Consider the following 14,019-nt stretch of genomic DNA (forward strand, 5'->3'; position numbering starts at 1 on the left):
TTTACCTCTCTGACTTATCTAATTTAAAACTATCCGATGTCATTGCTGTTGCTGGCTGCCGCCCTGACAGGCGGATCTTGCGTCGTGTCGATACTGAGTTAATTCGACCAATCAATGTCTGCTTGGTCGCCACCAAGAAATACGCAGCGCTAACCGGCTTAACTTTTTTACAAAGTGCACTGGACCAATCTTCTCCTTGGAATTCAGCTTTATGCAACAAATGCGGGACGAAATACTCACTGTATTTTACGTCAAACCCCAATAGCGCCAGCCAGTCTTTCATTCTTGCTATTGAAAAATAACGTCCGCACCAGGGAAATGGTTTCACATGGCGCACGAAAAAACCGCTTGCCACCGCCGGACTGAAGGGGTTAAACCCCATTAATACCAAGACACCATCGTCGTCCAAAACCCGTGTGTACTCTCTTAAAAGTTGGTGGGGATGTTGGTGGAATTCAAGGGTAAAGGGGCTAATTAACGTATCGACACTGCCAGTTTGTATTGGCAGTTCGGTCAGTATCCCTAACATATCCGCTTGCCCCGATGGCGCAACGGAAACCCTGTCTATATGCTCTTCTTGCTGAAGTTCTGCACCCAAATTACCGACAATGACCTGGCAGCCAGGCTTCATCTTGCGCTCATAACGGTGCATAACCTCACGGGTTTGCGACTTAATGAAGTCACCGCACGCCAGACTGCTCCACTGTGTAGGTGTCTTTAACGGAGCCTTAGAATATGCCGGTTTAATAAACACTGCGTCATCCTGTATTATGGAAGCATTCTGTCACTATCGCTAACTCATCATAGCTTAGCGTTATCGAGGTTTCTATGCGAGTTCACCCTATTTGTGCGTTTGACGACAATTACATTTGGGCAATTGAGACAAACACAAACGATGGCGTCATTATTGTTGATCCCGGCGAGTCCCCTCCCGTTTTTGAGTGGCTGAAAGAGAATAGTAAAACCATTACCGCTATTTTTGTCACGCACCATCACTATGATCATACTGGCGGTATTGCTGACTTGCTCAAAGAATACGCATGTCCGGTTATTGGTCCACACAACCCCGAGATAAAAACCATTACCCAGCCGGTCAAAGAAGGTGAGCACTTTTCAATGGCTGGCGTTGAATGGGAAGTCATGGAAACTCCAGGACACACACTTGATCACATTAGTTTTTACACGCCCGGATTTCTGTTCTGTGGGGACACGCTATTTTCCGGTGGCTGTGGACGTATGTTTGAGGGAACGCCGGAGCAATTTAGTCGGTCGTTACTTAAGCTTCGTCAACTTCCCGGGGATACTCGGGTGTTTTGCGCACATGAATACACACAGGCGAACTTAGCCTTTGCGCAAAAAGTAGAACCTAATAACGCGACACTGAAGAGTTATGCCGAAAAGGTCAAAATGCTACGCGAACAAAATGAAATTACTCTGCCGAGCACACTGCAACTGGAGCTTGCGATAAATCCGTTCCTTCGGTTTGATCAAAAAACAGTGATGAAAGCGGCTTCGGAACATGCCGGAAGTGTAAAAAATGCCCCTGAGGACGTTTTTTACACTATTAGACAGTGGAAAGATAACGGCTGATTCTTTAAACTTCACCAAGTTTTAACATATTCAGGGTTTTATAATTCATGGTAATCAATAAAAGCAGCAAGACTTGGCTAAAGTTGAGTGTACTGACCAGCGCTATCGCTCTCTCAGGGTGCCAAAGCACTGGTCTTTTCTTTGCTGAGAAACAGCAAGAAACTAACCATGAAAAGCCCTCTTTAGAGTTAACACCGGTACCTGAAGAAGTCGTTGCCGATACCCAAACAACAACGAAGAAAAAACCTGAACCGGTTCAATTAACACCGCAAGAACAAGAAGACTTATGGCAGCGTGTTCGTCAGCAGCTGGTCTTTGACGTACCGAATGTGCAGCGAGTCCAAAGTCAACGAAATTGGTACGCCAGCCACCCTGAGTATTTAGATCGCGTAGCCAAGCGTGCCGTGCCTTATTTGCATTTAATTGTCGAAGAGTTAGAGCGCCGTGCAATGCCGGTCGACCTAGCGTTACTACCTATTGTCGAAAGTGCGTTTGACCCATTCGCCTACTCTCACGGCAGTGCGTCGGGAGTTTGGCAGTTTATTCCCGGTACAGCCCGTCAGTATGGATTAGATATCAACTGGTGGTACGATGGTCGCCGCGATGTCTACGCAGCGACGCATGCCGCGCTGGACTACCTGGAAGCCCTGCACCGCTATTTTGACGGTAACTGGATGCACGCGTTGGCAGCCTATAATTCCGGCGAAGGTCGTGTTGGAAATGCCATTCGCAGAAACAAACAAGCCGGTAAACCAACCGATTTCTGGAGCCTGGACTTACCGCGTGAAACGCGCGCTTATGTTCCTAAACTATTGGCGTTGGCTGATATCCTTGCCAATAGCGAGAAGTACGGTATTACCTGGTACCCAATTGAAAATCAGCCCATGCTTGAAATTGTCGAAGCGCCAGCACAAATCGACTTAGCCTTAGCGGCTGAAATGGCTGAGTTATCACTTGAGGAACTGCATCAGTTTAATTCTGGTTATAACCGCTGGGCGACGGCACCCGATGGCCCTCACCGCTTTTTATTGCCGGCAAGCAATGCGGAGCTATTCAGTCAGGCGTTGAAAGAAACCGAGCCTAAAGACTGGCTAACCTGGACACGCCACAAGGTGAAGTCAGGAGAGAGCCTGCTGACCATCTCTAAAAAATACAATACGTCCGTTGATGTCATCCAACAGCTTAATGACATTAGCAGTCACATCATTCGCGCTGGTGAGCACCTGCTGGTGCCCGTTGCCACTCTAGGTGAAGAAAGTTACACATTGTCGCAAGATCAGCGCCGCGAAAACCGCCAAGATCAAAAACGCGACGGTAAACGTATTGATTATATCGTCCAGTCGGGCGACACTCTGTGGGATATCAGCCGTGCTTACGATGTCAATTTAAGGGACTTGGCCCGCTGGAATTCGATGGCGCCCGGCGACTACTTAAGACCTGGTCAAGAACTTGTTGTTTGGACCGAAGCTGAGCCTTCTTCTGTTGTTCGCAGTAGTGTTAACAGCATTATTCGGACAGTGAATTACCGTGTACGGTCAGGAGATTCTCTTGCAAGGATAGCTAATAAATTTAACGTGACCATTCGCCAAATTGAGCAATGGAATAACATTCAACGCAACCGTTACCTGCAACCTGGACAGATGCTGCGACTGAAAGTAGATGTAACCGAGGTGAGTAGTTGAGGCCCGTTATGAAACTGTTTAAATACGCTATTACTTGTATTGCTTTAATATTCAGCACCCAAAGTCTGGCAGACTGGGAAGCTAAAGGGGAAGGCAAGGTGATTTACCCATCGGGTAGGACTGAGCCTCTGAACTTCGGTTTTGAATATAAGAAAGTCTATGACACCGTGGTATTTACCGCTGGTAAATCACAAATGCGCACTTCTGAAATGCCACCTAACTACATTCTCAATATGTTCGTGAATGATAAAGGCCAGGTGTACGTTGCTGAATTCGCCGAGGGCTTTTTCAAAGGCTTTGAGCTTGCTATCGGTAAGCACAATATTGTAGTCGAGCACAGACGTGAATTTGATGAAGAAGAGCCGTTATCACACCTGAGGGTTCGCATTAATGATCGCAGTTACCTGCTGGATACCACACACCCGACTATCAAATTCGAGTTTGACGAAGAAGACGGTATCGCCGACATTAGCGGCTCAGGCCTTTTAAAAGACCTGAGCACCCGCAGCCGCTAACTCTTTAACAGCTCTTTTAGTTCGTCTTCGGACAGTATCGAAAGCCCAAGCGACTGGGCTTTCGTCAGTTTTGAACCGGCACTTTCTCCAGCGATGAGCGCGGTTGTTTTCTTAGACACACTGCCACTGACTTTTGCTCCTAGCGCTTCTAACGCCTGTTTGGCTTCGTCACGGGTCATTGTCGACAACGTACCGGTAATGACGTAAGTATTTCCAGCTAAGCGATCGCTTTGTATGTCGCCCGCGTCTTCGCCTTCCGGCCAATGGATAAACTTACGTAGCTCTTTCACTACGTTTTCGTTATGCGATTCGCGGAAAAAGCGCACAATGTGTTCGGCCACGACCGTGCCAACATCAGGCACTTCCTGCAATTGCTCGCTGCTGGCGGACTGAATCGCCTCAAAGGTTTTAAAGTGTCTGGCTAAGGCCTTTGCAGTAGCTTCACCCACCTCTCTAATACCTAACGCATAGAGAAAACGAGCCAACGTTGTCTCTCTGGTTGCTGCTATTGCGCTTTTAAGATTTTCAGCGGATTTAGTCGCCATTCTTGGCAAGGTGGCCAACTCGGCTTTACTCAAACGGTATAAGTCAGCTGGGGACTTTATCCAGTCCTTTTCAACCAAGACATCAACCAGTTTGTCTCCTAACCCGTCGATATCCATGGCCTTACGCGAGGCAAAGTGCTTAATTGCTTCTTTGCGTTGAGCCGCACAATAGAGTCCGCCACTGCAGCGAGCTACGGCCTCGCCCTCGATGCGCTCAACGTCAGAATCACACACGGGGCAATGTGTCGGGAAAATAATGTCCTGCGCATCCGTCGGACGCTTGTCTTTTAACACACTGACGACTTGTGGAATGACATCACCGGCGCGCCTGATACTCACTGTGTCCCCAATTTGCACACCCAAGCGCTCAATTTCATCGGCGTTATGCAGTGTTGCATTCGATACGGTAACGCCTCCCACACTTACCGGTTTCAAGCGAGCGACTGGTGTAATTGCGCCAGTACGTCCTACCTGAAAGTCGACGCCAGTAATAATCGTCAGTTGCTCTTGTGCCGGGAATTTTCGGGCAATAGCCCAGCGAGGCGCTCTAGCAACAAAGCCAAGCGTTTCCTGCAGTGCGATGGTATCGACTTTAAAAACCACCCCATCAATGTCGTAATTCAATGAGTCACGGCGCTCAAGTATTTTCTCGTAGTAATTATCGCAACCCTCAACGGAGTCTACTTGTTCAATTTCACTGTTGACAGGAAGTCCCCAGCCAGCGAGTTGTTGAAGCCGCTCATAGTGGCTGTCCGGCAGTACGGTTTGTTCGGAAACTAATCCCAGACTATAGGCATAAAAATGCAAAGGTCGCTTGGCGGTTATCCGGGAGTCCAGTTGCCGTAAGCTGCCCGCTGCCGCATTTCTTGGGTTAGCAAATACTTTCTCTCCCTGTTGGCGCGCCTTGTCATTAAAGCGATCAAAGGCGCTAATTGGCATCACCACTTCGCCTCTCACTTCCAGTCGTTCAGGAAAATCGCCTGTTAATTTGAGCGGGATATTGCGAATGGTTTTGACATTTTCGGTAATGTCTTCGCCACTTTCACCGTCGCCACGGGTTGCGCCGCGCACCAGTACTCCTGACTCATACAGCAAACTCACTGCCGCACCATCCAGCTTGGGTTCGCAACAGAACGTGACCTGAGTTCCCTCATCCAGCTTTTGCCCAATGCGCTTAGAAAATGCCGCAAACTCTTCCGCAGAAAAGGCATTATCTAAAGACAACATCGGTACTTCATGTTTTACCGTATTAAATTTGGCTAACGGCTTACCGCCCACTTTAGTCGTTGGCGATGTCTTACTTTTTAAGTCCGGGTTTTGCTTTTCCAGTTCCTGCAATTCACGAAATAGTTTGTCGTACTCAGCATCAGGAACCGACGGCTCATCATTTTCGTAATATTCTTTGTTGTAGCGATTCAGTAATTGTTCCAGCTCTTGCATTCGCCGGGCAGTAGATTGATTCATAACACCTAATTCTATGCTGAATGTTGACGTTCAAACTCACGGATAGTTTGTCTCGCTTCGTGAATCGACTGGCGGGTTAACAGTTGCCGTTGGCCATCTAAAACCTGCCCCTGAGGTATTTCTGTCGCCAGCTTTTTGGCGGCATTAAGCATCATATTAAACGCTTGCTGGCCGTCAAACTTCATCGGCAAAGTCATGAAAAACGCAACGCCGTCGGTTTCAAAGTTTTCCAGGTTATCGAGGTCAAAAGTGCCTGGATTAAACATATTGGCGACACTAAAAATTAACTCGCCCGTGCCCGCCGTGTTTTCGTACCGGTGAAAAATTCCTAAATATCCAAACTTACACCCAAGCTCGGTCATCATTTGCAGCAGCAATGCGCCTTGGACAGAACCTTTTACATGCAGCGCTATCACCTCTTCAGGCTCACCGATGTCTGAATCAGGTTGCGTTTCTGACTCTGCTGCTTCATTTGACGCTTCAGAGTCTTGAGAACTCTGGTCTTCTGAAGGTTCTAGCGATAATTCCGTTTGCTCTACTTCTTCGTTTTTCTCCACCCGCATAGAAGGCAATGGCGATTCTATTTCGTCATTAACGTCCAAATCCATAGCCATTTGCTCAGCCGCAGAAAGAGGCTGACTTGGTTTCTCCTGAGCTTTTTCTTGAAGCTTTTCTTCGCGCTTTGGTGTATTCGGCCCAGCAGTAGAGTCTCTGACACTCGTATCTTCATCGTCAGCTGACGCCGAGTCCGCGGTATCCGGTGTTTCAGAGAGAGCCTGACGAACCACCCTAACTTCACCTATGCCATCGTCGTCAAAACCACCACTTTGTTTCTGGCGCTTTTCAGCAACACGTTGTTCTTGTTGGCGTTGCTGCTGGTTCCCTTTGCGAATTTTCCATAGTCCGTGCGCGATAATACCAGCAATGGCCAGTACCCCTAAAATTCCGAGCGTCAGTTGTAAATTGCCCATGTGCTCTATCAACCTTTTTATTATCGTCAGGCTTCCGTCATAGCGACGGCCTGCTCTACATCAACGGCAACCAGGCGCGACACACCTGCTTCCTGCATTGTCACCCCGGCAAGGTGTGACGCCATTTCCATAGCCACTTTGTTGTGGCTGATATATATAAACTGTACCGATTCCGACATTTCACTGACTAACCGGCAAAAACGCCCCACATTTGCGTCATCGAGCGGCGCATCAACCTCATCTAACAAGCAAAACGGTGCTGGGTTCAACCGAAAAATGGCAAACACCAATGATAATGCGGTCAATGCTTTTTCTCCACCACTTAGCAGGTGAATCGTACTATTCTTTTTACCCGGTGGTCTTGCCATGATGGTGACGCCGGTTTCCAATAAATCGTCATCGGTGAGCTCAAGACTCGCGCTACCGCCACCGAACACTTTCGGAAATAAAACCTGTAAGTCGTTATTCACTGCATCGAAGGTGGTTTTAAAACGGTGTCGGGTTTCTTTGTCAATTTTCCGAATCGCTGACTCAAGCGTTTCTAACGACGATGATAGGTCATCCACTTGCTGATCCAGATACTGTTTACGCTCTCTTTGCGCTTCAGCCTCTTCAATGGCAGCCAGATTAATAGCACCAAGACGCTTAATTTTATTTTGCACATTCTCGAGGTTGACCTGCCACGGCTGTTCCTCAGCCTCCTGTGGCAGCTCCTGCAGCAAGGTTTTTAAAGTCATTCCCGTTTCTGCCAATCCCTCAAGAACACCCTGGCTGCGTTCTTGCAACTTAGCCTTTTCAATCTCGGTACTTTGCAGTGCTTCTTTGGCTTGTGCAATGCGCATTTGCACGGCCGACTGTCCCTGATTGAGCTCTGACAGTTCGTGCTCTAATTCGGACAGTTGTGCGCGTTGCTCCTGCAGAATAGTTTCCTGCTGCTGACGCTGGTCGAGAAGCTCTGTCAGTCGCTCTTCCAATTCCTGCTTATTTTCTTCGCCGTCAGAGCTTTGTTGCGTGGTCTTTTCATCCACTAACTGCTGGTAACGCTGTTCACTGCGTTGTAAGACCGTGTCGAGCTGCTGTACCTGAACAGTAATGTTTTGTTGCTGCATAGACAGCTGCTGTTGTTTAGACTTTAGTGCCTGCAGCTGCTCTTTCTTGTCGCTGGCCTGCCGTTCTAACTCATCGCCTGAGTCATCATCCGCCGCGTCACTCTCCAATAACCGTTCGTTCAGCTCTTCGCGCTGTAATGCCACTTCCTCAATACGCTCATTAAGCTCTTCCGCTTTTTGCTCCAGCTCTGATTGTTGCTCGCTAAGCCTCTCCAGTTGTTGTGTATACTGTTGTTGCTGTTGCTTAGCCCAGCTTAACTGCTGCTCCGCTTTATTTATGTCATTCTGCGCGGCCTGTTGCTGTTCTTGCTCTCGCTCCAGTTCCTGCTCAATCTCTTTTTGAGAAGCGTGCGCCTGTTCCAACTTTTGTATTGTTGTTTCTAGCGAACCTTCTAACTCTTCTTGTTCACGTTTCAGGCTTTCACACTGACTCTGCAACTGCAGTTGGCTAGTGTTGCTATCAATTCGCGATGACATGAACCCGTTAGGCCAATGCCAGTTACCCTGTTTTGACACAGCAAACTCAGCATCACCCTCTAATACCTGCTTTTGTGCTTGCTCATCACTGTCAGCCACAGCACACAGTTGCAACGGCGGCCAATATCTTAATGCACCCGAGACTTTGCTCGCCAAAGTGCCGGGTTTAGGCTCTCCGGCGCTTGGCCATATCAGTTTCAGGCCGGCTACCGATTCAGTTCGCTCAGGTGCGCTTTCAAGAACCGCGGCATCCAGCCACTCATACAAAAACTGTTCGACAGCCAACTCCCAGCCAGCCTCAGCTTTCAGAACGTCACGGACTCTCGGGGTATTTGGATAATGCGTTTCAAGCCACTCATCCGCGCTGTCATCGCCTGACTGATGCTTGACGAGTAACTGCTCAATGGCTTGCAGGTTCGCCTGTACTTTATTTTGTTCTAATTCAACACTGCGCTTCGCTTCCTGGGCCTGCTCTACCTGCTCACGACTGTCCGTTAACCGTTGCTTTGTCGTTTGAAGCCGCTCAATAGCGATGTTTAGTCGCTCATTAGCCTCATCAAATTCGCGCTGCAAGCTGTCTGACGATACCTCACCAAGCTGCCTTTTAAGCTCTTGTTGCTGGTGGTTAATTTGATCTAACTGTTGTTCAGTGTAATCACGGCTTTGCTGAAGCTGCTGTTCTTTCAGCTGCGCCTGTTGATGCTGTTGTTCAATATCACGAACTTTTTGCTGCTGTGAGCGTTGTTGCTGTTGCCAGCTTCGGTAGTTTTCATCAGCCAGTTGCGCTTGCTCCGAAACCTCTTCAACCTGCTCAGCTAACTCTTCAAGCTGCGGTTCAAGCATCATTTCCTGCTCAACCAACTGCTCCTTTTGCAGTTTATCTTCGTCAAGTTGCGACTCAAGTTGCGTCAGTTCGCTTTGAATTCGCTGCAAACGCTCTTCGCGCTGCGCTTTAATTTCATGCTGATGCTTTAGAGTTTGCTCAATGCGGGTCACTTCATTACCCAAGGTGAACATTGTCTCTTGCGATTGTTCAACTTGAGAGCGTAACTCTTCAGCCCTTTCTTTCAGCTCTATAGCTCCACGTTCGTCGCCGCTTTGCTGCGCTTGCCACTTTTCAAGTTCGGCCTGCTGCTCAGAGTATTGGGCATCAAGTTGTTGCCGCTGGTTATCTAACTTTAACCAACGCAGTGCCTGCAGCTCGCCTTTCAATTGGCGCTCTTGTTTCTTCAGTTCTTTATAGCGAATTGCCGCAGCCGCCTGACGCTCTAACTTATCCAGCTGCTGGCCCAGTTCTTCACGCACATCACTCAGACGCTCCAAATTTTCGCGCGTGTGATTCATCCGATTTTCTGTTTCGCGGCGACGCTCTTTGTATTTGGAAATACCTGCCGCCTCTTCAATAAACACCCGCAACTCCTGCGGTTTTGATTCAATCAATCGGGAGATCATACCTTGTTCAATAATGGCGTAGCTGCGCGGTCCAAGTCCTGTTCCGAGGAATAAATCAGTAATATCGCGACGGCGGCAACGACTGCCATTCAGAAAATAATTGGACTGCCCGTCTCGGGTGACTAATCGTTTTACAGAAATTTCATTGAAAGCAGCGTATTCTCCCTGAATGCGTCCGGCGCTGTTATCAAATACCAGCTCAACACTGGCCTGGGAAACAGGTTTACGGGCGTTAGAGCCATTAAAAATAACGTCAGTCATGGCGTCGCCACGCAGGTTTTTTGCCGAACTTTCTCCCAGCACCCAACGTACCGCGTCAATGACATTGGATTTGCCACAGCCATTCGGACCTACAACACAGGTCATTTGATCAGGAAAAGGTACTTTGGTTGGGTCGACAAACGATTTGAAGCCCACGAGTTTGATGTGTTTCAGTCGCATTCGGCTGTTTTTATAGTTATTACTGACGTTATTTATAATCCAAAGACTCTAGCAGATCCCGTAGTCATTTGTAACAATTTCAACGACACATAAGGGTGGTTTTGCCCTATTATGAGCAACAAAAGTGACAGCAGGAGTTCGCATGCACAAACCGATCTACAGTGAGTCGGGAATATCCTATATAGGAAGGGGCTTACAGCTCATTCGCACCAAAGGGCTACGCCGCTACGTTATTGTCCCTATTCTGGCCAACCTGATTCTCTTCACCATTGCCTTCAGCTGGCTGTACAGCGAAGCCGACTACTGGCTTAATAAGTTTATGGCTTGGCTACCCGACTTTTTCCAATGGTTAGAATTTATCTTATGGCCACTGGTGGTCATTGTGATGGTCGCCTTTTTCTCCTTTATTTTTACCAGCATTATGAACTTTCTGGCGGCGCCGTTTAATGGTCTGCTCGCGGAGAAAGTCGAGCGCTATGAGAGTGGTGAGGCATTAGGTGATGAAGGCTTTATGGGGTTAATTAAAGACATACCAAGAACCGTTGGCCGTGAATTCCAGAAGTTGATGTATTACCTGCCACGGGCTATCGGCTTCTTCTTGCTATCGCTTATTATTCCAGTGTTTGGGCAAGTGCTCTGGTACGTTTTTGTCTGCTGGATGATGTCCATTCAATACCTGGACTACCCGTTTGACAATCATAAGCTGTCCTTCAAGCGTATGCGTTCGGAACTAAACCAGCAGCGCGGACGCACGTTTTCGTTTGGCCTGGGCATTACCCTACTGACCATGATTCCTCTGGTAAACTTGATTATTATGCCGTTGGCGGTTTCTGGCGCAACGGCGTTGTGGGTTGACCATTACCGACGTAGCGCATTAGAGCCGCGCTAAAGCGTTAATGACGACTGAGCACATTGCTCAGTCGTCATGTTCGGTGTCACTCTCTAAATAGTCAGAATTTAATCGTTTATTGGTTTGCACACCCATCTGACGGAATTTATCGACCCGCCCAATGAGGTTACCTCGCCCGGTACTTAGCTTTTTCATAGCTTCCTGGTAACGGTTATCCAGCGTTTGTAAGCCGTTACCGATTTTTTCCAAGTCTTCCACAAAGCCCACAAACTTGTCGTACAAACGTGCGGCGTCGGTAGCAATTTTCTCAGCGTTTTGATTCTGGTATTCGTATTGCCAGATATTATGAACCGTGCGCAGCGCAACCAGTAAGTTCGTTGGGCTCACCAACATGATCTGATTGTCCAGTGCCAACCGAATAAGTTCTGGATCACGATCAACAGCCAACAAAAACGCTGGCTCAATCGGAATAAACATCAACACGTAATCCAGCGTGCGCAGCCCTTCCAGTTGGTGGTAACTCTTCTTACCCAACTGTTTAATATGCTGCTTCAGTGACTGAACGTGTTCATTCAACGCGCGCTCACGCTCAAGGTCATCGTCCGAATTAAAGTAGCGTTCATAAGCCGACAAACTGACTTTCGAGTCAATCACCACGTCTTTTTTATTCGGCAAGTGCACAATAACATCCGGTTTAAAAGACTTTCCGTCTTCATCTCGATGATGTGCCTGGGTTTGATATTCGTGCCCTTCACGCAAACCCGATTGCTCCAGAATACGCTCGAGTACGACTTCGCCCCAGTTACCCTGTTGCTTCGTATCGCCTTTTAAAGCTCGGGTTAGCGCTTCAGCCTCAGACGCCATTTGGCGATTCAAATCCTTAAGCGACATCACCTCATTTTTAAGTGCTGAACGCTCTTTGGTTTCGTCCGTATACTGCTGAGTAATTTGCTTTTTAAAGGCTTCAATTTGCTGTTTAAACGGCTCTAGCGTTGCCTGCAATGACTGCTGATGGTGCTGTTGCATGCCTTTCGATTTTTCTTCAAAAATGCGATTAGCCAGGTTTTCAAACTGCTGCGTCAGTCGCTCCTCGCTCGCTTTCAACAAGTTCAGTTTTTCTTCTGCGGTTTTTTGCTCATGATCAGCCCGGGCGAACGTCTCGCGAAGGCGGCTGTCTTTTTCATAAACCTCGTGTTGAAGCTCATCAATGCGTTCGCGAAGAATCTCAGCGTCTTGCTCCAGTACCGTATTTTGTTGCTCTGCTTGTAAGCGCAAACGGCGCTGCTGTTGCCAAAGCAACAACAACGCCGTAATGACCGTCACAACCGGCACACCAATTATTGCCATCCATTGCCACAGTGCCAGCGACATCATTAAGCTCCTAGTTTTTCATTCAAGTCAGCAATTTTCGCTTTCCAAATAGCAGGACCTTGAGTATGTGCATTTTGACCGTCGCTATCGACAGCGACTGTGACCGGCATGTCTTCCACTTCAAACTCATAAATGGCTTCCATACCCAAATCTTCAAACGCGACGACTCTGGCTTTCTTAATAGCCTTAGCAACTAGGTACGCAGCACCGCCCACCGCCATCAAGTAGACGGCTTTGTGTTTGCGAATACTCTCTACGGCTTCTGGTCCGCGTTCAGCTTTACCAACCATGCCAATAATGCCGGCTTCTTCGAGCATCTGATCAGTAAATTTATCCATACGCGTTGACGTTGTCGGACCTGCCGGACCCACAACCTCGTCACCCACAGGGTCAACCGGACCAACGTAGTAAATAAAGCGATTGTTGAAATCTACCGGTAACTCTTCACCGTTATCCAACATACCTTTAATGCGTTTATGAGCCGCATCACGCCCGGTCAGTAACTTACCAGACAAGAGCACGGTTTCACCCATTTTCCAATCCTGGATGTCTTCTTTAGTGACTTCGTCCAAATTCACACGACGCGCGTCATCACCTAGCTCAAAAGTGACATCCGGCCAATCTTCTAATTTCGGCGGGGCTAAATCGGCAGCGCCACTGCCGTCCAACGTAAAGTGGACGTGACGCGTTGCCGCACAGTTTGGAATTAAAGTGACTGGTTTAGAAGCGGCATGGGTTGGCAATGATTTAATCTTCACATCCAACACGGTTGTTAAACCGCCCAGTCCCTGAGCACCAATACCTAAGGCGTTCACACGATTAAAAATCTCTAAGCGCAGCTCTTCTTCGGCGCTTTGTGGACCTCGCTCTATTAGCTCATGAATATCAACAGATTCCATCAATGATTCTTTGGCCAGCACCGCTGATTTCTCGGCAGTACCGCCCACACCAATGCCCAGCATACCTGGCGGACACCAGCCCGCGCCCATTTTCGGCAAGGTCTCAACAACCCAGTCGGCAATCGAATCGCTGGGGTTCAACATGACCATTTTCGATTTATTCTCAGAACCGCCGCCTTTCGCGGCAATCATGACTTCAATTTCATTGCCCGGCACCATATCAATATGCACCACGGCCGGAGTATTGTCGCCGGTGTTCTTGCGGGTGCCTGCAGGGTCGGCAACAATTGAGGCGCGTAGCGGGTTGTCCGGGTTGCTGTACGCACGACGCGTGCCTTCATCCACCATTTGCTGAACGGTCAGGTCGGTTTTGTCCCATTGCACACCCATGCCCACTTTCACAAAGCAGGTGACAATACCAGTGTCCTGACAAATCGGACGATGTCCTTGTGCCGACATCCGCGAATTCGTCAGCACCTGCGCAATGGCATTCTTTGCCGCTTCGCTCTCTTCACGCTGGTACGCCTCGTCCAGTGCTTTAATAAAGTCCAATGGGTGATAATAAGAAATGTACTGCAGCGCATCGGCAATACTGTCAATAAAATCCGCCTGACGAATGGTGGTCATGGCCTTACCTCTTTGCTTTTTATATC

Annotated in this window: 10 protein-coding genes; 4 read left to right on the plus strand and 6 right to left on the minus strand. The window is 48.3% G+C overall.

The features are described 5' to 3' along the window. Position 1: 1 nt before the first annotated feature. Positions 2 to 754 (minus strand): methyltransferase domain-containing protein, encoded by a 753-nt coding sequence (locus EST55_RS09780; RefSeq protein WP_129497328.1) that lies wholly within the window; start codon positions 752 to 754, stop codon positions 2 to 4. 74 nt (positions 755 to 828) lie between these two features. Here EST55_RS09780 and gloB point away from each other — a divergent pair, with 74 nt between their 5' ends. The 3 genes from gloB to EST55_RS09795 are packed head-to-tail and all read left to right on the plus strand — an operon-like array spanning position 829 to position 3,787. Next, a complete protein-coding gene (gene gloB, locus EST55_RS09785) occupies positions 829 to 1,590 on the plus strand; it encodes a hydroxyacylglutathione hydrolase (protein WP_129497329.1) in 762 nt (253 codons plus the stop codon). A gap of 47 nt (positions 1,591 to 1,637) precedes the next feature. Next, a complete protein-coding gene (locus EST55_RS09790) occupies positions 1,638 to 3,272 on the plus strand; it encodes a LysM peptidoglycan-binding domain-containing protein (RefSeq protein WP_129497330.1) in 1,635 nt (544 codons plus the stop codon). Between the two features lie 8 nt (positions 3,273 to 3,280). Then, positions 3,281 to 3,787 (plus strand): hypothetical protein, encoded by a 507-nt coding sequence (locus EST55_RS09795; protein WP_088767858.1) that lies wholly within the window; start codon positions 3,281 to 3,283, stop codon positions 3,785 to 3,787. Here the strand turns inward: EST55_RS09795 and ligA are convergent. Genes ligA through smc form a run of 3 tightly spaced genes read right to left on the minus strand, consistent with a single transcriptional unit; the run spans position 3,784 to position 10,246 of the window. Continuing rightward, a complete protein-coding gene (gene ligA / locus EST55_RS09800) occupies positions 3,784 to 5,796 on the minus strand; it encodes an NAD-dependent DNA ligase LigA (protein ID WP_129497331.1) in 2,013 nt (670 codons plus the stop codon). The genes EST55_RS09795 and ligA overlap by 4 nt on opposite strands. A gap of 11 nt (positions 5,797 to 5,807) precedes the next feature. Then, the gene (zipA, locus tag EST55_RS09805; protein WP_129497332.1) at positions 5,808 to 6,767 is read right to left on the minus strand and encodes a cell division protein ZipA; all 960 of its coding nucleotides are present in this window, start codon (positions 6,765 to 6,767) and stop codon (positions 5,808 to 5,810) included. Between the two features lie 26 nt (positions 6,768 to 6,793). Then, complete coding sequence (gene smc / locus EST55_RS09810; RefSeq protein WP_129497333.1) at positions 6,794 to 10,246, minus strand: chromosome segregation protein SMC; 3,453 nt, start codon at positions 10,244 to 10,246, stop codon at positions 6,794 to 6,796. A gap of 142 nt (positions 10,247 to 10,388) precedes the next feature. Between smc and cysZ the strand changes: the two genes are divergently transcribed. Continuing rightward, positions 10,389 to 11,135: a sulfate transporter CysZ gene (cysZ, locus tag EST55_RS09815; protein ID WP_129497334.1), complete on the plus strand. Its 747-nt coding sequence runs from the start codon at positions 10,389 to 10,391 to the stop codon at positions 11,133 to 11,135. 27 nt (positions 11,136 to 11,162) lie between these two features. Here cysZ and rmuC read toward each other — a convergent pair whose 3' ends face one another. Both rmuC and EST55_RS09825 read right to left on the minus strand, forming a co-directional pair. Beyond that, a complete protein-coding gene (rmuC, locus tag EST55_RS09820) occupies positions 11,163 to 12,470 on the minus strand; it encodes a DNA recombination protein RmuC (protein WP_088767853.1) in 1,308 nt (435 codons plus the stop codon). Continuing rightward, positions 12,470 to 13,993: a fumarate hydratase gene (locus EST55_RS09825; RefSeq protein WP_129497335.1), complete on the minus strand. Its 1,524-nt coding sequence runs from the start codon at positions 13,991 to 13,993 to the stop codon at positions 12,470 to 12,472. Before EST55_RS09825 ends, rmuC begins: the two co-directional genes overlap by 1 nt. Positions 13,994 to 14,019: the final 26 nt, after the last annotated feature.

The organism is Idiomarina sp. 29L (assembly GCF_004123135.1).
Classification (GTDB): domain Bacteria; phylum Pseudomonadota; class Gammaproteobacteria; order Enterobacterales; family Alteromonadaceae; genus Idiomarina.

Excerpts from the sequence above, each read along its gene's own strand:
- EST55_RS09790 (WP_129497330.1), top strand. The coding sequence starts at position 1,638 with ATGGTAATCAATAAAAGCAGCAAGACTTGGCTAAAGTTGAGTGTACTG.
- EST55_RS09825 (WP_129497335.1), bottom strand. The coding sequence starts at position 13,993 with ATGACCACCATTCGTCAGGCGGATTTTATTGACAGTATTGCCGATGCG.
- rmuC (WP_088767853.1), bottom strand. The coding sequence starts at position 12,470 with ATGATGTCGCTGGCACTGTGGCAATGGATGGCAATAATTGGTGTGCCG.
- zipA (WP_129497332.1), bottom strand. The coding sequence starts at position 6,767 with ATGGGCAATTTACAACTGACGCTCGGAATTTTAGGGGTACTGGCCATT.
- gloB (WP_129497329.1), top strand. The coding sequence starts at position 829 with ATGCGAGTTCACCCTATTTGTGCGTTTGACGACAATTACATTTGGGCA.
- EST55_RS09795 (WP_088767858.1), top strand. The coding sequence starts at position 3,281 with ATGAAACTGTTTAAATACGCTATTACTTGTATTGCTTTAATATTCAGC.
- ligA (WP_129497331.1), bottom strand. The coding sequence starts at position 5,796 with ATGAATCAATCTACTGCCCGGCGAATGCAAGAGCTGGAACAATTACTG.
- cysZ (WP_129497334.1), top strand. The coding sequence starts at position 10,389 with ATGCACAAACCGATCTACAGTGAGTCGGGAATATCCTATATAGGAAGG.
- smc (WP_129497333.1), bottom strand. The coding sequence starts at position 10,246 with ATGCGACTGAAACACATCAAACTCGTGGGCTTCAAATCGTTTGTCGAC.